This window comes from Chryseobacterium endophyticum, assembly GCF_056333165.1.
Genome location: NZ_JBWGXE010000005.1, coordinates 65,732 through 87,871, shown reverse-complemented (window position 1 = coordinate 87,871; position 22,140 = coordinate 65,732). Strand labels below are relative to the sequence as shown.

The window sequence follows — 22,140 nt, the reverse complement described above, 5'->3', positions numbered from 1 at the left end:
TCATGGCAAAAAAAGGAAACAGAGTTCAAGTAATCCTTGAATGTACAGAGCATAAAGAAAGTGGTATGCCAGGAATGTCCAGATACATTTCTACAAAGAATAAAAAGAACACAACTGAAAGATTGGAATTGAAAAAATACAATCCTGTTCTTAAGAAAGTAACCGTTCACAAAGAAATCAAGTAATTATTAAAATATAATTTACCATGGCAAAGAAAGTAGTAGCAACCCTACAAAGCGGTCAGTCTAAAAAGATGACTAAAGTGGTGAAAATGGTGAAGTCTTCTAAATCAGGAGCTTACGTTTTCGAAGAAAAAGTAATGAATGCAGACGAAGTGGACGGTTATTTGAAAAAATAATCTACACTTTATTTACAATATAAAAAAACTACTCAGCTTTTGGGTAGTTTTTTTGTTATCTTTGTTTTTAATCTGGCTGGAAGTCATAAGCCTGAGATGGGAAAGGCACAGCAATTTAAGCATCATATTTCCCCGCTCCCTATTCCGCCATAATCATTAAATTCCCTTTTCATAAAGATGAGTTGGTTTAAAAAAATTTTTAAAAAAGAAGAAAAAGAAACCTTAGATAAAGGATTGGAAAAATCCAGCCAGGGTTTTTTCGAAAAAATGACGAAAGCCGTGGTCGGTAAAAGCAAAGTAGACGACGAGGTTCTGGATGACCTTGAAGAAATACTTATCGCTTCCGACGTCGGTGCATCTACAACCATCAAGATCATTGAGAGAATTGAAGAACGCGTTGCCAGAGATAAATATGTAAGCGTAAATGAGTTGGATAAAATTCTCCGTGAAGAAATTTCAGGACTTCTCCTGGAAAACCCTCATGCCGGAACCGGAAACATAGACACGTCCAAAAAGCCTTATGTCATCATGGTAGTAGGCGTAAACGGCGTTGGAAAAACCACTACTATTGGAAAACTGGCTCATCAGTTTACTTCAGAAGGCAAGAAGGTAGTATTAGGCGCCGCCGATACCTTCCGTGCTGCCGCAGTAGACCAGCTGGTCATCTGGAGTGAAAGAGTCGGTGTCCCTATTGTAAAGCAGGAAATGGGTTCGGATCCAGCTTCCGTAGCATTTGATACCGTACAGAGTGCTGCTGCCCAGAATGCAGATGTCGTAATCATCGACACCGCAGGAAGGCTTCATAATAAAATCAACCTGATGAATGAGCTCTCAAAGATCAAAAGGGTAATGCAGAAGGTCATTCCTGATGCTCCCCACGAAGTTCTGTTGGTTCTAGACGGTTCTACAGGCCAGAATGCATTTGAGCAGGCCAAACAATTTACAGCCGCTACCGAAGTAAACGCTCTGGCAGTCACGAAACTCGACGGAACGGCAAAAGGAGGTGTTGTCATCGGGATATCAGATCAGTTCCAGATTCCGGTAAAATATATAGGGGTTGGCGAAAAGATGCAGGATTTGCAGTTGTTTAATGGTACAGAGTTTGTAGATTCTTTTTTCAAGAAGAGATAAATCTTTTTGAATCAAATCATCAAATATTAACATTAAAAAATGTAACTATGGGATTTTTAACATGGATTATTTTCGGGCTGTTGGCCGGAGCACTGGCTAAAGCAATCATGCCGGGAAAACAAGGAGGCGGAATGCTGATCACTATGATTCTCGGGATCATCGGTGCCTTCATCGGAGGAGCAATAGGCGTATATGTACTTCACTGGGGAGATGTAGATTCTTTCTGGAATTTCAGAAGCTGGATCCTGGCCATCGGAGGAGCTTTAATCGTTCTCTGGATTTACGGAATGCTGACTGCCAGAAGAGTTTAATCAGTACCATAAAAATTAAAGCGGCGGATTTGAAATTCAAATCCGCCGCTTCTTTTACAATATAATTTAGTTAATTTTAATCTGGTAAGGCATTTCCATTTTTATTTCAGACTGCAGTTTTCTCTTTTCAGTAACCTGCTGAAGAATTTCATAATTTGATTTTCCTATTTTGTTTTTAATCACCCTTGCCGAAATTTCATCCTGGTTCAGATCTTTAAATATCTGCTCAAAAGGAGTCATGCTCTTAGGATACGACGCCACAGCATAAGATTTCAATCCCGCTTTTTGCGCAGCAAATTTTACAGCGTCATTCAATGTTCCCAACTCATCTACCAGGCCGATCTGTTTGGCTCTCGTTCCGCTCCATACCCTTCCGCCACCGATATTATCGATTTGCTCAAAGGTCTGCTTTCTGTTCTGCGTTACAAAATATACGAATCTTTTGTAAGTCCCTTCAACACTTCTTGTAATAAGGTTTACGCCATACGGGGTTACTCCATTAAGAGAAGAGTAATACTGCGAGTTCGCGTTTGTAGAAACAATATCGGAACGGATACCGTTTTTATTCGCAAGATCTTTAAAGTATGGAATAACTCCGAAAACACCTATTGACCCTGTTAAAGTATTAGGTTCGGAATAAATTTTATCTGCCGCCATGGCAATATAATAACCTCCGGATGCGGCATAGTCCCCGAAAGAAACAATTAACGGCTTCTTCTTTTTCAGCTGCTGCAGTTCAAACAGAATTTCGTCGGATGCATTGGCACTTCCTCCCGGAGAATTAATTCTGAATACAACCGCTTTTACCTTATCATTTTCCTGAAGGTCTTTTATATATTTAATGTATTTTTCAGAATGGATATCAGCATAATCATCACCACCATAAATGGATCCTGAAGCATATAAAACAGCAACTTTATCACCCGAATTTTCATCATCAGAATAAGAAGCGATATACTTTCCTAAAGAGATCTTATTTAATTTATCATCACTCTTAAGCTTTAATTTTGATTTGATCAACTCATCATATTCTGTTTTCTGCATCAGCTTGTCGGCCAGTTTGTATTTTAAACCTAATTCGGGGATCATTCCGTACAGGCTGTCTACCACAGTTCTGAATGCTGCCGTATCAATTTTTCGGGAAGCTGCCATTTTTGACGATGTATTTTTCCAGATATCATTTAAAAGAGTGCTCAGCTGCTCCTTGTTTTCCGGAGAAATATCATTTCTTAAAAAAGGCTCGACGGCAGACTTGAATTTCCCATGACGGATCACCTCAATGCCAATGCCATATTTGTCAGCAAAATCTTTAAAGAACGTAACTTCCGTAGCAAGGCCTTTCAGCTCGATCATTCCGGCCGGATTCAGATAATACTGATCTGCCACTGATCCCAAATAATAAGAAGCCTGTGACACCGCGTTTCCATAAGCGTATACGAATTTTCCGCTTTTCTTAAAATCTGTGATGGCATTTCTTAAATCATCAATCTGAGTGACCCCGGCATTAATATAATCGGATTCAATACTGATTCCTTTAATATTATCATCGGTCTTTGCTTTATTAATCGCCTCAATGGCATCATAAATCAATACATTTTTGTTCTGGTCACTGATATCGAACAGACCTTTTTGCTCCTCGGTCGGGCTGTCGATAATATTCGTTTTCAAATTAATGGTAAGGACGGAATTCTTTTTTACAACTACAGACTTCTCGCTTCTCATCGCGCTGAAGACCAGCATGATGATGAAAAAGAAGAAAAACAGGACACATAATATGACAATAGCCACTATATTTGCCAGTACATTTTTAAAAAAGCTTTTCATAAATCAATCATTTTACAATATGTCGCACCATAAAGTCATTTTGTTACTGGGAAGTAATCTCGGAGATCAAAAAAAAAATCTCGAGACTGCATTGGATCACATAAAAAATGCCGGAAACGAAATTGTACAGGCAAGCGATTTTCTGACATCAGAACCTGTAGAATTTGTTAGTTCCAATATTTTTTGTAATATTGCAGCAATAATATCCACACATCTTTCTCCGATTCAGCTTCTTACCCTCATCAAAAGCATTGAAACGGAAATGGGAAGAGCTAACGATTCGAGCGTAACCGGAGGATATACCGACCGCGTTATTGATATAGACATCGTAAAGTACAATGAGATAAAATTCATATCGGAAAGGTTAGAAATCCCTCATCAAAAACACCTTTCTGAGAGAGAATTTTCACGGATATTATTAAAAGATTTTATCTGAAATAAAACATAAAAACATATTGTATGAAATTAAATTTGTTATTATTGGCAGCATTGCCTATTGCGACGTATGCGCAAGACAGTATTGCCGTCACTTCTAATGATAGGTATCCCAATACATTCTCTTCAGGATCTGCAAATGTACAGTCTTTTAACAATACAGCCAGAAGATTCAATGATTGGTCTGTGTCGGTGGGCGGTGGTGCCGCCTTCATGGTTCACTCGGACCTGAAATCAATCACAGATCAGCACATAAACTGGGGATACAACTCATATGTAAGCCTGGATAAACAGATCAGTCATGTCATAGGATTAAGCCTGATCTACCAGAGAGGTGAAACAACACAGAAAGCACAGCTTGATGAAGCTTCTGGAGTGGCGGAAGCAAAAACAAAATATAACCAGATTGCTGTGATGGGCGATATAAATTTTTCAAACATTTTACGACGCGTAGACAATCACTCTCCTTACCGATGGGCCATGCACGGCTATGCCGGTATCGGCTTCATGAACTTCAACACTTCACTGCATGACAACAAAGATTACAGCTGGAGCAGCAATCCCAGAAGAATTCCACTGTTTATGAATCAGAAACTGGGGCTTAATTCCTCCTATTTTCAATTTGGATTAGGCTTAAAATATAATGTGTCTGAACTGATTGATATCGAAGCGCGAACGATGTACATCATCAGCGGTGATGATGAATTCGACGGCGGAGGATATGCCGGCCCCGGAGATTATGACCCCAACTCAGCCATCCCTAAATATAATATGATCGACAAAAGGAGGTCTGACAATGCTCTGACGATCAATCTGGGGCTTTCTTTTAAGTTAGGAAAACACACGACCCATCTCGCATGGTATGATCCGTTGCAGGAAGCCTACTACAGAGCACACATCCTGGAAAATAAAAGTACGGAACTCATCGTTTGTGAAAAAGGAGACCAGGACAATGATGGTGTTTGCGACGACTGGGACCGACAGCCCGACACTCCGGCAGGAGCAAGAGTAGATGGTGCCGGGGTTGCCTTAGACATGGATCTTGACGGAGTAATCGACCTGTATGACAAATGTGTAACCGTTCCGGGACCTGCTGAAAACAAAGGATGCCCTTCAAATAAATAATTATAATTTAATTAAACAAAAATACATTATGAAATTAAGTTTAGCAATTGTCGCATTAGCATTATCTGTTCCTGCATTAAGCTTTGCACAAGACTCGACGGCAGTAGCTTCGAACGGAAAGTATCCCAATACATTCTCTTCAGGTTCTGCAAATATTTCCCCTTTTACAAATACAGCAAGAAGATTCAATGATTGGGCAATTTCATTTGGTGCAGGCGTACCACTGGTTCAATCCGCAGATCTTACCTCAATAAAAAACGGAAACGGTAAAAACATTTTCGGATACTCTGCTTATGTGAGCATTGATAAGGCGATCACCCATGCTTTCGGTATCAATCTACAATACGACAGAGGAGAGACAAGACAAGGCTGGTTCAATACAAAAAAAGAGGCTCCTGCCAATGCTTCATTGTATCAGCAGGTGGGAGCAAGAACCCAATATGATGCTATCTCGTTGTTGGGAGATGTTAATTTTTCAAATTTATTCAGAAGAGTAGACAATCATTCTCCTTACCGTTGGGCACTCCATGGATATGCAGGTTTAGGGACATTGGCATTCCGGGCCTATCAGAAAGATGAAATGGGCAGCAGAATGGTATCTGAAGTAAAACCTTTCAATCTGAATTCAATGTTTGCCCAGGCCGGTGCCGGATTTAAATTCAAAATAAACAACAGGATCGACATTGAAAGCAGATTAATGTACGTCATTACAGGCACCGATGAATTCGACGGAGGCGGTGACAAATACAGCGTCATCAATCAAAGGGAAGAACAGATTTCCGACAACTTCTTTAATGCCACCTTAGGGCTTTCATTAAAGTTAGGAAAACACGAATCTCACCTCATGTGGCACGACCCGCTTCAGGAAATGTACTATAAGCTGGATGTGCTGGGAAACAAAAATCAGGATATTGAAGTCTGTAAAAAAGGAGATCTTGACAACGATGGTGTTTGCGACGATTGGGACAGACAACCCGACACGCCTGCCGGAGCAAGAGTAGATGGTGCCGGTGTTGCCCTTGACACAGACCTGGATGGCGTTATCGATCTTTACGATAAATGTGTAACCGTTCCAGGCCCGGTTGAAAACAACGGATGCCCGGTGGTAACGCCAGCTCCCGTAAAAAACGGACCCGTAGATGAAAGTGAAACAAAACTGGAAGGAATTGAGTTTAACCTGAATTCAGATAAGATCTTACCTTCCAACACACCGATCCTGAACAATGCCGTGAATTACATCAATTCTTCCAGCGGAAAATATACCGTGATCGGAACCACCGACACCAGGGCTTCCGAATCATACAATCAAAAGCTGTCCGAAAGAAGAGCGAAAAATGTTAAAGATTATTTGATTAAAAACGGTGTTCAGTCGGATAAATTAAATGCGGAAGGAAGAGGCGAGAAAGACCTTAAATATCCTGAATGCAACCCGGCTACAAAATGCCCGGAATGGAAAAACAGAGCCAACCGAAGAGTTTATTTTGAAGCCAAATAACCCTTCGTTAGGAATACTATAAAAAGTCACGCGGTGCGTGGCTTTTTTTGTCAGCTTAGTTTCATTAATTTTATCCCATGATTTCTCAACAGGATTTTCAAGAACTAAAATTTAAGACCTTAAAATATTTTTGGGGCTACGATCACTTCCGCGACAGCCAGGAGGCAATTATTGATTCTGTGATCAACGAAAAAGATACGCTGGTACTGCTACCGACCGGTGCCGGAAAGTCGCTTTGCTACCAGCTTCCCTCTTTACTCAAAGAAGGAACCTGTTTGATTATATCGCCGCTTTTAGCTTTGATGAAAGATCAGGTAGGCCAGTTGAAATCAAGGGGAATTGAGGCAGAATACCTGTCTTCGGAACTGGATGAATATGACGCGGAAGGCATCTATGACCGCTGCAAGGAAGGGCTCACCAAAATGCTTTATATTTCCCCGGAAAGACTGACAAACAAACAGTTCCTCCAGAATATTGAAGAAATTCAGCTGTCTTTTATCGCAGTAGACGAAGCACACTGTATCTCCGAATGGGGACAGGATTTCAGACCCAGCTATCAGAATATAAAAGAATTCAGAAGAAACAACCCGAAGATTCCATGTCTGGCTTTAACGGCAACGGCAACCCCGAAAGTACTGGAAGAGATTAAATTAAAACTAGAACTTAAGAATCCACAGGTATTCCAGAAAAGCTTTAAGCGGGACAATATCCGGATTTTTACCGAAGAAGTCTCTGATAAATTTCAGAAGATTTATGATATCTTAAAATTTAACAGAGAAGCAGGAATTGTATATGTAAGAACCCGCCGGGAAGCTGAACTTCTCAGTGAATTTCTCATAAAAAACCAGCTGAAAAATGTAGACTTTTTCCATGCAGGCCTTACCACGAAGGAAAAAAATGCCAAACAAACGATCTGGAACAACAGCGACAGCCATGTTTTGATTTCCACCAATGCATTCGGAATGGGGATCGACAAAGACAATGTACGCTTTGTTATTCACTATTCCCCCGCTCCTTCCATCGAAAATTATTACCAGGAAATCGGAAGATCAGGCAGGGACGGCCAGGAAAGCTTTGCTTTTTTGCTCTGGGATAAGCAGGAACTGTCGAATTTTGATGACATCCTGAAGAACCAGACTCCTGGTAAATCGGAATTTTTAAAAATCCTTACGTACCTCTACTCTATTTTCCAGGTGGCGGAGTTTGAATTGCCGGAAAAGGTTTTCCAGCTGAATATTAACGGAATTCAGAATTTCACCAGATTGTCTTCAGCGAAGATTAAAAATGTCCTGAATTTCCTTAATAACCAGGAAATTATTTATTTTAATGACCATAAAAGCTTATCCTCCCTTCAGCTTCTGATGCAGGCGGATGAGATCGATCAGCTTCCTCAGAAAGATGCTTATTTTATTGAGTTGATGCTGAGAACCATTTCAGGAATCACGACCCATAAAGTAATGTTCAGCGAGCAGCAGGTAAGCAATAAGATTGGCGTAAGCGTTCACTTAATAAAAGAAAGGTTAAAAGAACTTCAGCAGAAAGGCTATGTGGAATATGTGGACGGCGCTTTATCGAGCATTAAATTCTTGAAACCCCGCGACGAGCGGCTGAATAAATCACAATACTGGAAGCTTTTTGAACACATTCAGAAAAACAAAATCCAGAAATGGGAAGAGATGAAGTTTTACATTGAAGATAGCGCACATTGTAAAATGAAGCTCATTCTCCATTATTTCGGAGAAAAAAAAGCGAAAAACTGCGGGAAATGCTCGGTTTGTGAGAAAAATAAGCAGTCGATTTTCGGGAAGAACATTTCCGGTGAAATCCTGACCATACTGACGAAACGACCTTCCACGATTGAGGAACTCTCGATTCAGCTGAATTATCATTCCAAAGAAAATATTCTTGAAAACCTGATTTATCTTCTCGATTCCGGAAAAGTAAAAATGCTTAATTTCAGAACATACGCGATCGCATGAGTAACGGGCAATAATTAATTCTTTTAATCTTTTTGATCCTTTGATAAAGACCTTATCTTTGCAGTATGAAATCATTGAAAGTCGTTTTTTTAGGCACTCCGGAATTTGCAAAAACTTCTTTGGAAGCCATTTTTCACTCAAGCCATCAGGTAGTCGGCGTTGTAACGGTAGCAGATAAGGCAAGTGGGCGCGGGCAGAAGATCAGCCAGTCGCCGGTGAAAGTTTTCGCCGCAGAAAACAACATCCCTGTTTTTCAGCCGGAAAAACTAAGAAATCCTGAATTTCTGGAAGAACTGAGAAAACTGGATGCCGATGTTTTTGTGGTGGTGGCCTTCAGAATGATGCCGAAGGTACTTTTCGAAATGCCAAAAATGGGAACATTTAACCTCCATGCATCTCTGCTTCCCGATTACAGGGGTGCGGCGCCAATTAATTATGCGGTCATCAACGGAGAGGAAAAAACCGGCGCTACGACATTTTTCATCAATGAGAAGATCGACGAAGGGAATATCCTGCTTCAGGAGGAACTGGCTATTCTACCCGATGAAAATGCAGGCAGCCTCCACGACCGCCTCATGGAAATGGGCGCAAAACTCGTGGTAAAAACCCTCGACGGATTAGCGGAAAATACCATCACCGAAAAACCTCAGCCGCATGTCGGGCATCCTAAAAATGCCTATAAAATATTTAAAGAAGACACCAGAATAAACTGGAAGAAAAAATCAAAGGAAATTCATCAGTTTATACTCGGTATGTCGCCTTATCCTGCAGCCTTCACGACATTGAAAATTGGAGAAGAGGAAAAAGGACTGAAAATTTTCGGCGGTAAATTTGAAGTTTCAAATCATGATAAGACAGCCGGAACTTTAGCTATTTCAAAAAACGAATTTAAAATTTATACCGAAGACGGAATATATTATCCTCTTGAATTACAGCTTGAAGGAAAAAAAAGAATGAACGTCAAAGATTTCCTGAACGGGTTCAGGAGCTTTGAACACATAAAAATGGCTTGATTTTCATCAAGCCATTTTTATGTGTTGTCAATTGTGAATTTTGTTTGGCAAGTCAATAGTCAATTTTTAAACCTACAAAAAATTCACAAGCAAAGCGAATTGACCATTCACCATTCACTTTTAAAGCTGCACCATCTCCGTCACCTCAACATCATATCCTCCACTCTGAACACATAAAAATGGCTTGATTTTCATCAAGCCATTTTTATATGTTGTCAATTGCGAATTTTGTTTTGTAAGTCAATAGTCAATTTTTAAACCTACAAAAAATTCACAAGCAAAGCGAATTGACCATTCACCATTCACTTTAAAGCTGCACCATCTCCGTCACCTCCACATCATAACCGCCAACCTGCGGCTTGATATCAGGATTCTGGGTGATTACTTTAAATTTATTGATTCCAAGATTTTTAAGGATCTGCGTTCCGATTCCATAATCTCTGTAATTGAAGGCAAGGGTAGGATGCTGTTGCTGTCCGTCCTGATAGTTTAGGAACTGCTGCAATTTCTTTAATGTATTTTCAGAATTTGAAACGTTGTTGATGAAAATGATGGCGCCTTTTCCAGCTTCATTCACCATATTCGTTACTTTCTCCAGCAAAGGTTTTTCACCGTTATTCAGTCGGGTCAGCACATCAAAATACGAATCGGACGATTGCACCCTTACCAAAACAGGTTCGTTTACCGTCCAGCTTCCTTTAGTTAAAGCAAAATGGATCTGATCATTGGAAGTTTCCCTGAAAGCGAAGAAATCAAAATCCCCGTAAGCGGTTTTTACTTTTCGCTCCTCTAATCTTTCGATAAGGTTTCCTTTTTTCAGCTGATAATGGATCAGATCTTCAATCGAAACGATCTTCATATCGTGTTTCTGGGCAAAAGCGTAAAGTTCCGGCAAACGCGACATCGAACCGTCTTCATTCATGATTTCACAGATCACGCCACCCTCTTTTAATCCTGCCAGGCAGGTAAGATCAATAGCGGCTTCGGTGTGGCCCGCTCTTTTCAGAACACCACCCTTTTTCGCACGGAGCGGGAAGATATGTCCGGGACGCATAAAATCGGCAGGCTTCGATTTTTCATCCATTAAAGCTAAAATCGTTTTTGCCCTGTCTGCTGCGGAAATCCCTGTCGATGTTCCGTTTCCGAGAAGGTCTACCGATACGGTAAAGGCGGTTTCCTTGGGATCGCTGCTTCGGCTTACCATCACTTCCAGTCCCAGCTCATCACATCGCTTTTCAGGAAGAGGCATACAGATCAGCCCTCTGCCGTGAAGCGCCATAAAATTGATGATCTCGGGTGTCGTAAGCTCAGCGGCACAAAGGAAATCTCCCTCATTCTCTCTGTCTTCATCATCTACTACTATGATTATTTTACCATTTTTAAGGTCTTCAATAGCCTCCGGAATAGTATTTAATTTAATATCAGACATTTTTACTTTAAATTTCTGCAAAGATACTCATAAAATAAGCATCTCCCAATTATGATAAGGGTTTGTTAGATTTTGAATATCGCGTCTTTTGCTTTTCTGAAAATCGAATACGAATCCAGTCTTTTCTGATGGTCATAAATATGAGAATTGATCATCAGCTCATTCACATTGAATTTTTCCTGGAAGGTCCTGAGTTGTTCCTCGATTTCAGCCTGATCCCCGATGAGGGTGTAGCGCAATTTCTGTAAAACCATTGATTTTTCCATAGGCGACCAGATCTCATCCATTGTATCTACGGGCGGGGCAAAAGGCTTCCTGTCGTTGCGGATAATATTGATAAATGCCTGGAACAATGTCGTTGAAATTCTGTGCGCTTCTTCGGAAGTTTCTGCGGCCACGCCGTTGACACAGGCGATAATATAAGGCTGATCACAATATTCCGAAGGTTCGAAATTCTGCCTGTAGATATTGAAGGCCATTTCCATCTGCTCGGGAGCAAAATGTCCGGCAAAGGCGTAAGGCAATCCCAACTCGGCAGCCAGAAACGCACTGTCGGTACTAGATCCCAGGATATATAAAGGGATATTCAATCCTTCTCCCGGAATGGCGCGCACCAAAGCATCGCGATTTTCTTTGGAAAAATATTTTTGCAATTCCAAAATCTGTCTTGGAAACTGCTGATTAATGATCGCAGGATTCCGTCCCAAAGCCTGCGCCGTGAGACCATCAGTACCGGGAGCCCTTCCCAGACCCAAGTCAATTCTTCCCGGGAAAAGAGATTCCAGGGTCCCGAATTGCTCGGCAATGACTAATGAACTGTGATTGGGCAGCATGATCCCCCCCGATCCTACTCTTATTTTTTGGGTTCCGTTGGCAATGAAACCGATAAGCACCGACGTTGCCGAACTGGCAATGCTTTCCATATTGTGGTGTTCGGCAAGCCAGAATCTTTTATAATCCAGACTTTCCGCATGATTGGCCAGAGACAGGCTGTCCTGAAACGTATCGTGAATGGTCTTTTCCTGTTTTACCGGAGCAAGATCCAGCACGGATATTTCGAAATTTTGCATAATTCTACATTTATAGTCTTTTAAGACCAGACAAATTTAAAACATATAATCCGCATTAGTTACTTTTTGTAATTGATAAGACTTATCGATCAATTCAGCGAAAAACTATTGGGGAAATTATTTTTTATAATCGTTCGCCCGTGATCTATGTTTCTAAAATTCCGGATGAATGGCCCATAATTTTTCAGAATTTCTGTTTCGCAGGTATAATATTCTACATGCGAGGACTTTATATTTAAAATATTAATTCAATAACTATTTAACAATAAAAATTTAAATAAAATAGTCAATTATTGCTAATTACATTAATTAATTATCAACTAAATAATTTTTAATACATTTGTTTAAATATTTTATAATTATGAAAAATGCTATTCAAACGCAGCTTACGCCTGCTTTCCAAAAAGAAATCGACATTAAAATCGCAGAATTAGAATCTCTATTTCAGGGAAAACTGTCCGCATTAAATGCAGACCAGCGAAAATTTTACGGGCTCATTAACGAACAGAATAAGCTCTTTGTAAACAAAGTAAGAGATTATAGACAAAACCAACCTCAACTGAGTGCTGATGATGTAGACTGGGAAGAATTTGAGAACGATTACCAGGCCAGGGTTTTCTTAGAAACGAGAAAAGATAAATTGGCCAGCCTGGTCTATCAGATGGAAAGCACCAAGATTTTACATGATTACGATAATTACAATGACGCACTAGACGATTATGCATACTCCCAATACAAGAAAGGAAGAGAGGTAATCGGCTTTGCAGAAAAAGTAGCCGAGCTGAAACAGTTCTTTCCAAGAACACCGAAAAGCAGTTCTTCAGAAGATAAAAACAAAGCTGATTAGTGTTATTTAGCACTAAGACCTAAACATTTAAGTCATTTGATGATCCGTTTAAGTCTTTTTAATTTCCGTTTAGGTCTTTGGGTTAAAGTTTTAGGTCTCTGGGTTAAAATTTTAGGTCTTTCGGCTAAAGTTTTAGGGACTTTCATTAAAAATTTAGCAAAAACGAATCAGACAGTTTTAGCGGCTGTCTGATTATTTTTAGAATTACGAAAAAGTTTTCTAACTTTTTTTATAACAAATAACTAGAGACTATTTTCATTAGTAAAAGATCAATTCTTCACATAAAATAACACGTCAAGTTTTGACACAGGCAAGATTTAGCTTTGCTTTTAGAAATATTTAAACAATTAATAATCATTAAAAACACAACTTATGGAACGAAGATTAGCCTATTTGCTGAGCAGAGAGTTCGACAGTCCATTAGGACAAAATAGCCTGTTTTATGAAACTTTTGTAGTACCACCAGAAAAGAAGGTAAATTATCCACCGTCAGAAAAATATACTATGGTTCATCATCAGGCTGTTTTTTGCGAAAGCGGAACCGAAGTTTTTGACAAATACGAAAAAGACCCTATTGAGCCTGATTATTTTACCATCTATTACGAAATGGTTTCTAAAGATACCAGTAATTTTTTTGGAACTGCGTGTAGAGTGAAAATGGGAGATTATGCAAGAGAGCAGTTGATAAAGCATTATTACAGCAAAGGAAAAACGATCAATTACGATGGAAATACTTTAGACAGAAGCGTATCGGATTTCAATAGCCTTATGAAAGTGATTGCAGAAGATTACGGCATTGATGCTACCCTTTTGAAAGGGGCTATATATTTGGAAATCTTAGACAGAAATAAAATAAACGATACCTTTAAAAAAGTATCTTCATTAAACAACCAATTGGCAGATTGGTTAAAAGGAGGTATAGAAGCTACTGAAAAATGGAAGTTTACAGAAGAAAACTACGATTACATAAAATACTACGTATTGCCAATGTATAGTAATTTTCAAAATAAAATAGGCGCAAGTGGTTTTCCAAAACAGGAAGTTAAATTCAAACCTATTATCCCTGTTCCTTTTCCCAACAATCAATATCTTTACCGCAGGAGAAGGCAATGTGGTAAAAGGAGCTACTTATGTAGAGAAAGCATCCAGCCTGCTTTGGGTTCTGACCAGAGAAGCATTTTCGGCAGCTACATTTGGACTTACAGATTTGTTACTGGGTCTTGGTAAACTGATGTTAAGATTCTCCAAAGCCTGCGCAAAAGACTTCAAAGGGTTTATTAAATTTATTGAGGAGCTGCTGCAGGGCGCTAAAAATGGTGCGAAAGCAGAGGATTTGGTGGAAGAAGCGCAGGATATAGAGGAGGTTATTATAAAAGCTAATAAAAAGAATGCAAAAGATTTTAGTGAGTTTGAGGCATTAGAACTTCTTAAAAAGTACAATTTTCATGGGCATTACGGACCATCTGACCTAAAGAAAATATGGATAAGAAGTATGACCTTAAAGTTTACCACAAAAGAAATGGTAGATTTTGTAAAACAGGCAGTCTGCTAAAAATGGAGAGAAAATATCTTATCCAAGAAATGAATTTCTTCACCAAACAACTAAATAATAAATTTGCTTTACAAACCTCTAAACTGATAAAAGGTAAAAACTGTTTGCGAGATTTTGATATAGCCAATTGCGGCGGAGAAATCTTAAATCTGGACTGGCAAAATATAGAAATCTTTGAAGAGGGTTTAGATTTGGTGAAAGCTCTTTTAGAAAGGTTTAAATTTGATGATTGGATGAAAAACAATTTTTTCCGAGAACGGTAAAAAGCAGTCCTTCTGAAGGCCAAGACAAGAATAAATAATATACATAATTATCGAAACATCAAATGGTAAGGTCTTTTGATGATCCGTTTAAGTCTTTTTACGTTTCGTTTAGGTCTTTTGGTTAAAATTTCAGGTTTTTTTATTAAAATTTTAGAAAAAACGAGAATAAGGGCATTTCTAAGGATCCTGGCAAAAGTAGAGGCTGACCATTTTTCTGGTCAGCCTCTATTGTATTTTAATCGATGTCCTTTAATTCAAAAAGATTATCAGATTTCCTTTATGCATTCAGATAAAAATCATTTAATCCGGGCTATGAAAACGTTTAAAACTCATCTTCTGCTTGAGGTCTTTTTTATTCTGAAGAACAATATAATCATTGTTAAGCTCTTCGATTTCAAATGATTTTTCCTGGCCAAACATTGTAATTTTAATGATTTTATCAGACCTTTCAATCTTATAAGTACCCTGCATACCGCCAATCAGCGCTTTTGTCTTTCCGTTTCTCATTTCCAGCGTTGCGGTACTGTCTTTTTTAAAGGTAAAAACTCCCGTTGAAGTGGTATTGGCAAAATTATCCTGTGACCAGGATCCTATCAGTATATTATAGTCGTAATCGTCCTTTTTGTCGGAATTCAGGAATAATAAAAGAAAAAAAGTAAACAGATATTTCATGATAATTGTTATTTACCTAAAAATACAAAAATTACATGATTTGTTGGCTGGTGATTTTATATAAATTAATACGTTTTGCAGTTACAGGATTTCCATATTGGATCCGTCAATTATACCATGCGAATTTCCCTCCGTCTGTTCGAGTAAAATTCTGCAAGAATTTGTATCGAGAACTTGTGGGTAAGGCTGACCGGTAGCCCAACTTCTTGATACTACTTTTTTTTTAAAACCTATTCGAATTGACGAAAACTATCAATCCGTAACACGTTATAAAATTAAATCTTACCCTTCTCCTTCAGATAAGTAAAATGATTGATAAGGATCCTGATTTCATTAAACTCAAAATCATTAGGCAATGCATTTTTCCATTCCGTTAAAGTTTCTTTGGGATCATTTCTAAATATACCTTCAAAAGCTTTAATTTTATCTGAAGTAATAACTCTTGAGATATCCAGCAGCCCCTGTTCGGCAAATTTGGCCAGATGGCCGATCACCGTTTCTTTTACCAGCCCTCTTTCAAGCGCTATTTCTGAAATGGTTTTCCCTTGCTCAAAAAGCTGGAACGTAAGCACCTGGGACGGGACTTTGGCAATTTTCATGCTGACTTCCTTATCGTTTTTTTCGTCAAGAAGCCTGGTTTCCAACAGGTGAATTTCTTTTAAACTGTTTAAATATTCCTCAATATCTTCCAGCCACACCCTGAAATCCTCGTTGTATTGCTTTAATCCTTTTGTCCCTTTGATTTCCGCATAAAAATCTTTCAGCGGACTGAAAACTTTATCCCGGATCTCCGTAAAAAAGAAGTTGACAGCCCCTTTGGTTTTATTCTCGATCTCGGACCATTCTTCTTTCTGTTCAATAAAATTACTGACCTTCTGTGAAATTACCCGGTCAAGCTTTTCAAAAATCTTACCCAGGTTTACGATTTCGTGCTTAAGCTGCTTATACAGCTGATTGGTCTTCATGTGATCGATGCTTTTGGTAGTGACGGAAAGCTTATTCCAATCTTCCACTTCTTTCAGGAGCCACTGCGAATCGATGGTACGAAGCACTTTTTTAAGGCTGTAATCATACTTTTCATTGTTTAAAATAGCTTCCACTTTATCATTCGCTACCGTATCGGTGTGAAAATGCAGGATCCTGTTGTCTTTAAAAATAACTTCGGGGGTAATTTTAGACTTTAAAACAATTCCTTCCAAAGTTCGGCACCGTGACAGGGCCACGTAGACCTGTCCGGCCGTAAAACTCTTCCCTGCATCAATAATCACCCTGTCGAAGGTGAGTCCCTGGCTTTTATGGATGGTTACCGCCCAGGCAAGCTTTATCGGAAACTGCTCGAAGCTTCCCAGCACTTCTTCTTTGATATTTTTATCCGTGTCGAGAAAATATTTTTTCTGCTCCCAGACTTCTCTTTTTACAGTGATCTCCCTTTCGCTGCCGTCGAGGATTACTTTAATTTCATTTTCATCAAGCGCAGAAATTTCCCCCAGCTTTCCGTTAAAATATTTCTTTTCCCCTGAAATATCATTGCGGATAAACATGATCTGGGCCCCTATTTTCAGGTCTAAAAACTGCTCATTCGGAAACTGGTTTTCCCTAAATTCCCCGAAAAGCTTGGCCTCATACGTTTTTGAACTGGCCTTTAATTCATCGAGCTTCTCCTGATTGATATCATCGGCCATCTTGTTGTGTGAACAGAGATAGACATACGGCTCATCACCCATATCAAAATCAGGGTCGTATCTTTCATTTAAATGTTCAAAGTCAATATTAGCTACATCTCCGTCACGGATCGCGTTCAGGATGGCCAGGAAATCTTCATCGGACTGGCGGTAGACCTTCGTGAGCTCAATGGTAATTAAAGGAATCTCTTTAATCGCATGGCTGTCGAAAAAGAAAGGCGAAGAATAGCAGATCTTTAAAATATGCTCATCCCGAACTACCGGCGGAAGCTGATAAAGATCCCCGATGAACAACATCTGCACCCCACCGAAACGCTGGTTGTTTCTACGGATAAACCGCAGGGAGAAATCCATCATATCCAAAACATCCGCACGCAGCATAGAGACCTCATCGATAATGATGATTTCTACCTCTCTTAAAAGCTTCAGCTTGTCTTTCCGGTATTTGAAATGCGGCATCAGGTCGGCAATATTATTGGCCATGCTGGTGTCGATGCGGTCTGTGGTCGGCAGAAAAGTCCGCAGCGGCAGGCCAAACATCGAGTGGATGGTAACACCGCCCGCATTGATGGCTGCAATCCCGGTGGGCGCGACCACAATGTGTTTCTTGCGTGTGCGTTTCACAAAATCGTTGAGAAAAGTAGTCTTTCCCGTACCCGCTTTACCCGTTAAAAATACACTTCGGTTGGTATGTTCTATTAAGTCAAAAAAATGATTATTCATCGTTGTCAAAATTACGGAAAATGATATTTAAATCCTTACCTTGGCACAACTTTTGAAAATCCCTCATCATAACGAGAGAAAAACAACTTATGAAAATCCCTGTATTCATCTTATGTGCAGCGCTGTTTGCAGCCTCATGTTCTTCAACAAAAAATATGGATGCCAATTTGCCGAAAGACATTTCGGAGCGTCCTGCCGATGAAAACAACCAGAAATACGAGCAGGCCCAGCTGGATAAATTAAAAGCGTCCATCGAATCTGAAATTGCAAAAGAAAAATGTACCGATGCCGCAGAATGGACATTTGCCCCGATGGGCGCCAAAGCGTGCGGAGGTCCTCAGCTGTATATTGCTTATCCTAAAAAACTGGAAACTTCGGTTTTACCAAAAATAAATGACTACACTGAAAAAGTGAAAGCCTTCAATCAAAAATACAGCATCGTTTCCGACTGTATGATGATCATGCCGCCCACTTCTATAAAATGCGTAAACGGAAAAGCCGAACTGGTGAATTCCTAAGAAATAAAAAAATCTTGCTCCACACCGGGCAAGATTTTTTATTTTGATAAAGTTTTTAAATCAATTTTGAAACGTGAAATTTACTTTATCTTCATAAATTCACCATTCACCATTCACCCCTATTACCCTTCCACATGTTTTACGTTTTCCTTATACCATGAGGAATATTTAACATAATTATTAGCGATCCTGTTGACCTCTCCTTCCAGCAGCTGGGAACTGATGTCTTTGATCTTTCTTGCCGGAACTCCGCCCCATACTTCTCCCGATTTGATATGGGTACCCTGGGTAACTACCGAGCCTGCACCGATAATAGAATTTTCTTCAACGAGGCAGTCATCCATCACAATGGCACCCATACCGATCAGCACATTATCTTTGATCGTGCATCCGTGAACAATGGCATTGTGGCCGATCGAAACATTATTTCCGATATTCAAAGGATGTTTCTGGTAAGTGCAGTGCAGCATCGCATTATCCTGAACGTTTACCTTATTTCCCATTTTAATATAATGAACATCACCTCTGATCACCGCGTTGTACCAGATACTGCAATCGGTTCCCATGGTTACATCGCCGATGATCGTTGCCGTTTCCGCTAAAAAGGTATTGTCGCCTATCTGAGGTGCTTTTCCTAAAAGTTCTTTTATCAGTGCCATATATTTAATTTGAAAATTTGAAAATCAGTTTATTTGAAAATGGATAGATCAGGGCTTACGAGAATCCGATTCCGGCTCCTTAATTTTTAAATCATGCCGATAGCAAAAATCTAACTTCCAACCCGCAGCTCCTAATTTCTAATTGCGTATTTTTGTATCTCAAATTTAAAGAAAAAATGCATACTATACTTATAGAGCCTACCGAAAACCCGAAAGTGATGAAATTTGTAGCAGATTACAACCTGATTCCGGGATCTTTAGAGTTGGACAGAGATTCAGATATTTCAGAAATCCCTTTGGCACAGGAGCTATTCAATTATCCGTTTGTGGAAAGGATTTTCATCACTGCAAATTTTGTTGCGGTTGCAAAACAGGACACCGTAGAATGGGAGCATGTAGCGGAAAGCCTGAAAAATGTAATTGAAGATGAGCTTCTGGCCAATCCGAGAATTTATCTTCAGAAGAAAAAAGAGCTGTATCAGATCTACGCGGAGATGACTCCCAATCCGAATGTGATGAAGTTTGTTTCCAACAAATTGTTGATGGAAGGTTTCGTAGAAGTAAAATCAAGAGATGCAGCGGAAGGCGTTCCTTTGGCAGAGGCTATTTTCAAGGAATTCGATTTTGCGAAGGAAGTATTCATTTCCGATAATTTCGTAGCGGTTACGAGAGACAATTCTGTAGAATGGCACCAGGTGATGATGACCGTTCGCGCCCTCATTGCAGAATATCTTCAGAATGGCGGCGAGATCTCCAATATTGAAGCCCAGAAGCACGAAAATCCTGTGGAAAAGATCATCAACAGGGATTATACGGAAGACGAACAGAAAATTTCCGATATCCTTAACGAATATGTGGCTCCTGCCGTAGAAAACGATGGCGGAAAAATTTCCCTGATGGAATACGACCAGGAAAATAAAACCGCAAAAATGCTTCTTCAGGGTGCATGCTCCGGCTGCCCAAGCTCTACCGCTACTTTAAAGAACGGAATTGAAAATATTTTAAAACAATTCGTTCCCGATCTTGTGGAGCATGTAGAAGCGGTGAACGGATAAAAGAATTCAAGAACTCAATGCTTTAAACCAAATCTTTAGTCGTAAACATTTAAACGAGAAAAAAATTGCATAAAGAAGCTTCAAACCCGAAAAAAGGAATTTTATTGGTGAATCTTGGCTCACCACGATCAACAGACATAAAGGATGTAAAGGAATATCTCGATGAATTCCTGATGGATGAAAGAGTGATCGACTACCGGTGGATCTTCCGGGCACTTCTCGTACAGGGAATCATCCTTAAAACACGTCCTCCGAAATCTGCCGAGGCTTACAAAACGGTATGGACCGACGAAGGCTCCCCACTGATTGTGATTACGGAAAAGATTCAGAAGAAGCTGCAGAAATCAGTCGACGTCCCGGTAGAAATCGGAATGAGATACGCAGAACCCAGCATAGAAACCGGCATCAGAAAGCTGGTTGACAAAGGCGTTTCTGAGATCGTGCTTTTCCCTCTTTACCCTCAATATGCGATGAGCACCACCGAAACCGTGATCGAAAAGGCGGAAGAGGTGAGAAAGCAGAAGTTTCCAGGCGTAAAAATCAATTATATTCAGCCTTTCTACAACCGCGAAATCTATATCAACTGCCTGGCAGAAAGCATCCGTGAAAAACTTCCTGAAAATTTCGATGCCCTGCAGTTTTCGTATCATGGTGTTCCGGAAAGGCATATATTTAAAACAGACCCTACAAAAACGTGTAACCTCAACGACTGCTGCACGCGGGAAAACAACCCGAGCCACCAGTTTTGCTATCGCCACCAGTGCTATAAAACGACGGAGACTGTGATTGAAAAACTCAATTTACCGAAAGAAAAGGTCATTGTTTCCTTCCAGTCGAGACTTGGAAAAGATAAGTGGATCGAGCCTTATACTGACGAAACTTTTGAGACTATCCCTAAGAAAGGAATCAAGAACCTTGCGGTGGTTTGTCCGGCCTTTGTTTCCGACTGTCTTGAAACACTGGAGGAAATTTCCGTGGAAGGCAAGCACCAGTTTACCGGCGCGGGCGGAGAAAACTTTCATTATATTCCCTGCCTGAATGACGAAGACCGGTGGATCGAAGTGGTAAAAACCTTATGCGAGGAAAAGCTTAACGAATTCTATTTAGTATAGACATCATAACCTTCGGAAACGGAGGTTATTTTTTTATTCAGAAATGAGCACATCATCAGAAAAAAATTAAAAATTCTCAACACACCCCCTTAAAAAATTACAAACAATATTAATTTTAATTAAAATAAACAATACACCCCTATAATTTCACTATAATATTTTACAATTTAAATATTTTTACTACCTTTACCCCATCAAAACAATATCATCAACCTTTAAAACTTAGAAATGATGAATGCAACTGCAGAAATTTTAAAAAATAAGATTGAAAAATTCAGTCCTGACACTTTGGAAGCTTTTGCAAGAATGATGGAAAGCTTCGAAAAGAAGAACAATGCCGCCGCATCAAAATTTTACATGGACGAAATTTTATACAGAATACAGTTTCACAATGAAAATCCTTCTACCAAACTGGATTTTTATGAAAACATTTCAGAGCTGAAAAAGTATTGCGCGTAATGAAAATTCTTCTTTCCTCTATTGCCAAAAACGACATAAGGCTTCTTGTGCGGGTCTTCTGTGCAGAACACAAGCAAAAAGGGATTTACTTTCTGGAGAGCCTTAAAGACTGTATCAATGAGATTGCGCAGGAACGTGAACGCTCAGAAGAGATCAGCATCCGCACGATGGAAGACTTTCCGGTGAATATTCATTACATGTTCGAGGATGAACAAACGTTGTTTGTCACGGCCATATTCAGAAGCTAAACAATTTCCACACTATTATTATATCAAACCTTGCAAATTTTATTTGTGAGGTTTTTTGTTAAATAAAAAAGACGTCGGCACCCATTATCCAAAACGTCGGGACCTTTTAAGTAAAACGTCGAAACGTTTTGACCAAAACATCGAAAGGTTTTCCCTAAAACGTCGGGACGTTTTTAACCA

Annotated in this window: 24 protein-coding genes; 18 read left to right on the top strand and 6 right to left on the bottom strand. The window is 39.6% G+C overall.

What is annotated here, in order from left to right; all coding sequences use genetic code 11:
• The first annotated feature begins 2 nt into the window (after positions 1 to 2).
• The 4 genes from rpmG (at position 3) to AC0N32_RS12685 (ending at position 1,800) form a co-directional block, all read left to right on the top strand.
• Positions 3 to 185, top strand: a complete 183-nt coding sequence (gene rpmG, locus AC0N32_RS12700; protein WP_027379950.1) for a 50S ribosomal protein L33 — start codon at positions 3 to 5, stop codon at positions 183 to 185.
• A 20-nt stretch (positions 186 to 205) separates the two neighbouring features.
• Positions 206 to 358, top strand: a complete 153-nt coding sequence (locus tag AC0N32_RS12695; RefSeq protein ID WP_002976755.1) for a DUF4295 domain-containing protein — start codon at positions 206 to 208, stop codon at positions 356 to 358.
• A gap of 177 nt (positions 359 to 535) precedes the next feature.
• Positions 536 to 1,489 carry a signal recognition particle-docking protein FtsY gene (gene ftsY / locus AC0N32_RS12690; RefSeq protein WP_476394238.1) on the top strand — a complete coding sequence of 318 codons (954 nt, stop codon included), beginning with the start codon at positions 536 to 538 and terminating at the stop codon, positions 1,487 to 1,489.
• Positions 1,490 to 1,536: 47 nt separating this feature from the next.
• Entirely contained in the window at positions 1,537 to 1,800 is a 264-nt protein-coding gene (locus tag AC0N32_RS12685) for a GlsB/YeaQ/YmgE family stress response membrane protein (RefSeq protein WP_089998128.1), read from the top strand.
• Between the two features lie 66 nt (positions 1,801 to 1,866).
• Here the strand turns inward: AC0N32_RS12685 and sppA are convergent, their stop codons facing one another.
• The gene (gene sppA, locus AC0N32_RS12680) at positions 1,867 to 3,624 is read right to left on the bottom strand and encodes a signal peptide peptidase SppA (protein WP_476394237.1); all 1,758 of its coding nucleotides are present in this window, start codon (positions 3,622 to 3,624) and stop codon (positions 1,867 to 1,869) included.
• A 19-nt stretch (positions 3,625 to 3,643) separates the two neighbouring features.
• Between sppA and folK the strand changes: the two genes are divergently transcribed.
• The 5 genes from folK to fmt all read left to right on the top strand — a co-directional run bounded on the left by folK (position 3,644) and on the right by fmt (position 9,671).
• The gene (gene folK / locus AC0N32_RS12675; RefSeq protein ID WP_476394236.1) at positions 3,644 to 4,060 is read left to right on the top strand and encodes a 2-amino-4-hydroxy-6-hydroxymethyldihydropteridine diphosphokinase; all 417 of its coding nucleotides are present in this window, start codon (positions 3,644 to 3,646) and stop codon (positions 4,058 to 4,060) included.
• 23 nt (positions 4,061 to 4,083) lie between these two features.
• On the top strand, positions 4,084 to 5,184 hold the full coding sequence (locus AC0N32_RS12670) for an OmpA family protein (RefSeq protein WP_476394235.1): 1,101 nt from the start codon (positions 4,084 to 4,086) through the stop codon (positions 5,182 to 5,184).
• Positions 5,185 to 5,212: 28 nt separating this feature from the next.
• Positions 5,213 to 6,679 carry an OmpA family protein gene (locus AC0N32_RS12665; RefSeq protein WP_476394234.1) on the top strand — a complete coding sequence of 489 codons (1,467 nt, stop codon included), beginning with the start codon at positions 5,213 to 5,215 and terminating at the stop codon, positions 6,677 to 6,679.
• Between the two features lie 77 nt (positions 6,680 to 6,756).
• Positions 6,757 to 8,658, top strand: a complete 1,902-nt coding sequence (locus AC0N32_RS12660) for a RecQ family ATP-dependent DNA helicase (RefSeq protein ID WP_476394233.1) — start codon at positions 6,757 to 6,759, stop codon at positions 8,656 to 8,658.
• A 65-nt stretch (positions 8,659 to 8,723) separates the two neighbouring features.
• Positions 8,724 to 9,671, top strand: coding sequence for a methionyl-tRNA formyltransferase (gene fmt, locus AC0N32_RS12655; protein ID WP_476394232.1), 948 nt, complete (start codon positions 8,724 to 8,726; stop codon positions 9,669 to 9,671).
• Positions 9,672 to 9,978: 307 nt separating this feature from the next.
• On the opposite strand, the gene ribB is transcribed toward fmt, so the two are convergent.
• Together ribB and AC0N32_RS12645 are read right to left on the bottom strand one after the other, a co-directional pair.
• Positions 9,979 to 11,100, bottom strand: a complete 1,122-nt coding sequence (gene ribB / locus AC0N32_RS12650) for a 3,4-dihydroxy-2-butanone-4-phosphate synthase (protein ID WP_476394231.1) — start codon at positions 11,098 to 11,100, stop codon at positions 9,979 to 9,981.
• A 65-nt stretch (positions 11,101 to 11,165) separates the two neighbouring features.
• On the bottom strand, positions 11,166 to 12,170 hold the full coding sequence (locus AC0N32_RS12645; protein ID WP_476394230.1) for an LLM class flavin-dependent oxidoreductase: 1,005 nt from the start codon (positions 12,168 to 12,170) through the stop codon (positions 11,166 to 11,168).
• A gap of 361 nt (positions 12,171 to 12,531) precedes the next feature.
• Between AC0N32_RS12645 and AC0N32_RS12640 the strand changes: the two genes are divergently transcribed.
• From AC0N32_RS12640 to AC0N32_RS12625, 4 genes are all read left to right on the top strand, one after another.
• Entirely contained in the window at positions 12,532 to 13,017 is a 486-nt protein-coding gene (locus tag AC0N32_RS12640; RefSeq protein WP_476394229.1) for a hypothetical protein, read from the top strand.
• A 372-nt stretch (positions 13,018 to 13,389) separates the two neighbouring features.
• Complete coding sequence (locus AC0N32_RS12635; RefSeq protein WP_476394228.1) at positions 13,390 to 14,244, top strand: hypothetical protein; 855 nt, start codon at positions 13,390 to 13,392, stop codon at positions 14,242 to 14,244.
• Positions 14,245 to 14,248: 4 nt separating this feature from the next.
• Complete coding sequence (locus AC0N32_RS12630; RefSeq protein WP_476394227.1) at positions 14,249 to 14,569, top strand: hypothetical protein; 321 nt, start codon at positions 14,249 to 14,251, stop codon at positions 14,567 to 14,569.
• 2 nt (positions 14,570 to 14,571) lie between these two features.
• On the top strand, positions 14,572 to 14,832 hold the full coding sequence (locus AC0N32_RS12625) for a hypothetical protein (RefSeq protein ID WP_476394226.1): 261 nt from the start codon (positions 14,572 to 14,574) through the stop codon (positions 14,830 to 14,832).
• Between the two features lie 300 nt (positions 14,833 to 15,132).
• On the opposite strand, the gene AC0N32_RS12620 is transcribed toward AC0N32_RS12625, so the two are convergent.
• Complete coding sequence (locus AC0N32_RS12620; protein WP_476394225.1) at positions 15,133 to 15,504, bottom strand: hypothetical protein; 372 nt, start codon at positions 15,502 to 15,504, stop codon at positions 15,133 to 15,135.
• Between the two features lie 275 nt (positions 15,505 to 15,779).
• Positions 15,780 to 17,909 carry a helix-turn-helix domain-containing protein gene (locus AC0N32_RS12615; RefSeq protein ID WP_476394224.1) on the bottom strand — a complete coding sequence of 710 codons (2,130 nt, stop codon included), beginning with the start codon at positions 17,907 to 17,909 and terminating at the stop codon, positions 15,780 to 15,782.
• 89 nt (positions 17,910 to 17,998) lie between these two features.
• On the opposite strand from AC0N32_RS12615, the gene AC0N32_RS12610 reads away from it, so the two are divergent.
• Complete coding sequence (locus AC0N32_RS12610) at positions 17,999 to 18,427, top strand: hypothetical protein (protein WP_476394223.1); 429 nt, start codon at positions 17,999 to 18,001, stop codon at positions 18,425 to 18,427.
• 122 nt (positions 18,428 to 18,549) lie between these two features.
• Here AC0N32_RS12610 and AC0N32_RS12605 read toward each other — a convergent pair whose 3' ends face one another.
• Positions 18,550 to 19,086 carry a gamma carbonic anhydrase family protein gene (locus AC0N32_RS12605; RefSeq protein ID WP_476394222.1) on the bottom strand — a complete coding sequence of 179 codons (537 nt, stop codon included), beginning with the start codon at positions 19,084 to 19,086 and terminating at the stop codon, positions 18,550 to 18,552.
• A gap of 176 nt (positions 19,087 to 19,262) precedes the next feature.
• On the opposite strand from AC0N32_RS12605, the gene AC0N32_RS12600 reads away from it, so the two are divergent.
• From AC0N32_RS12600 to AC0N32_RS12585, 4 genes are all read left to right on the top strand, one after another.
• Positions 19,263 to 20,141, top strand: coding sequence for a NifU family protein (locus AC0N32_RS12600; RefSeq protein WP_476394221.1), 879 nt, complete (start codon positions 19,263 to 19,265; stop codon positions 20,139 to 20,141).
• A 65-nt stretch (positions 20,142 to 20,206) separates the two neighbouring features.
• Positions 20,207 to 21,253 carry a ferrochelatase gene (hemH, locus tag AC0N32_RS12595; RefSeq protein WP_476394220.1) on the top strand — a complete coding sequence of 349 codons (1,047 nt, stop codon included), beginning with the start codon at positions 20,207 to 20,209 and terminating at the stop codon, positions 21,251 to 21,253.
• 228 nt (positions 21,254 to 21,481) lie between these two features.
• The gene (locus tag AC0N32_RS12590; RefSeq protein WP_476394219.1) at positions 21,482 to 21,712 is read left to right on the top strand and encodes a hypothetical protein; all 231 of its coding nucleotides are present in this window, start codon (positions 21,482 to 21,484) and stop codon (positions 21,710 to 21,712) included.
• On the top strand, positions 21,712 to 21,960 hold the full coding sequence (locus AC0N32_RS12585; RefSeq protein ID WP_476394218.1) for a hypothetical protein: 249 nt from the start codon (positions 21,712 to 21,714) through the stop codon (positions 21,958 to 21,960). The genes AC0N32_RS12590 and AC0N32_RS12585 overlap by 1 nt, the downstream gene beginning before the upstream one ends.
• Positions 21,961 to 22,140 lie beyond the last annotated feature (180 nt).

Coding starts and splice junctions, on each gene's coding strand:
- rpmG (WP_027379950.1), top strand. CDS start 3: ATGGCAAAAAAAGGAAACAGAGTTCAAGTAATCCTTGAATGTACAGAG.
- AC0N32_RS12695 (WP_002976755.1), top strand. CDS start 206: ATGGCAAAGAAAGTAGTAGCAACCCTACAAAGCGGTCAGTCTAAAAAG.
- ftsY (WP_476394238.1), top strand. CDS start 536: ATGAGTTGGTTTAAAAAAATTTTTAAAAAAGAAGAAAAAGAAACCTTA.
- AC0N32_RS12685 (WP_089998128.1), top strand. CDS start 1,537: ATGGGATTTTTAACATGGATTATTTTCGGGCTGTTGGCCGGAGCACTG.
- sppA (WP_476394237.1), bottom strand. CDS start 3,624: ATGAAAAGCTTTTTTAAAAATGTACTGGCAAATATAGTGGCTATTGTC.
- folK (WP_476394236.1), top strand. CDS start 3,644: ATGTCGCACCATAAAGTCATTTTGTTACTGGGAAGTAATCTCGGAGAT.
- AC0N32_RS12670 (WP_476394235.1), top strand. CDS start 4,084: ATGAAATTAAATTTGTTATTATTGGCAGCATTGCCTATTGCGACGTAT.
- AC0N32_RS12665 (WP_476394234.1), top strand. CDS start 5,213: ATGAAATTAAGTTTAGCAATTGTCGCATTAGCATTATCTGTTCCTGCA.
- AC0N32_RS12660 (WP_476394233.1), top strand. CDS start 6,757: ATGATTTCTCAACAGGATTTTCAAGAACTAAAATTTAAGACCTTAAAA.
- fmt (WP_476394232.1), top strand. CDS start 8,724: ATGAAATCATTGAAAGTCGTTTTTTTAGGCACTCCGGAATTTGCAAAA.
- ribB (WP_476394231.1), bottom strand. CDS start 11,100: ATGTCTGATATTAAATTAAATACTATTCCGGAGGCTATTGAAGACCTT.
- AC0N32_RS12645 (WP_476394230.1), bottom strand. CDS start 12,170: ATGCAAAATTTCGAAATATCCGTGCTGGATCTTGCTCCGGTAAAACAG.
- AC0N32_RS12640 (WP_476394229.1), top strand. CDS start 12,532: ATGAAAAATGCTATTCAAACGCAGCTTACGCCTGCTTTCCAAAAAGAA.
- AC0N32_RS12635 (WP_476394228.1), top strand. CDS start 13,390: ATGGAACGAAGATTAGCCTATTTGCTGAGCAGAGAGTTCGACAGTCCA.
- AC0N32_RS12630 (WP_476394227.1), top strand. CDS start 14,249: ATGTTAAGATTCTCCAAAGCCTGCGCAAAAGACTTCAAAGGGTTTATT.
- AC0N32_RS12625 (WP_476394226.1), top strand. CDS start 14,572: ATGGAGAGAAAATATCTTATCCAAGAAATGAATTTCTTCACCAAACAA.
- AC0N32_RS12620 (WP_476394225.1), bottom strand. CDS start 15,504: ATGAAATATCTGTTTACTTTTTTTCTTTTATTATTCCTGAATTCCGAC.
- AC0N32_RS12615 (WP_476394224.1), bottom strand. CDS start 17,909: ATGAATAATCATTTTTTTGACTTAATAGAACATACCAACCGAAGTGTA.
- AC0N32_RS12610 (WP_476394223.1), top strand. CDS start 17,999: ATGAAAATCCCTGTATTCATCTTATGTGCAGCGCTGTTTGCAGCCTCA.
- AC0N32_RS12605 (WP_476394222.1), bottom strand. CDS start 19,086: ATGGCACTGATAAAAGAACTTTTAGGAAAAGCACCTCAGATAGGCGAC.
- AC0N32_RS12600 (WP_476394221.1), top strand. CDS start 19,263: ATGCATACTATACTTATAGAGCCTACCGAAAACCCGAAAGTGATGAAA.
- AC0N32_RS12590 (WP_476394219.1), top strand. CDS start 21,482: ATGATGAATGCAACTGCAGAAATTTTAAAAAATAAGATTGAAAAATTC.
- AC0N32_RS12585 (WP_476394218.1), top strand. CDS start 21,712: ATGAAAATTCTTCTTTCCTCTATTGCCAAAAACGACATAAGGCTTCTT.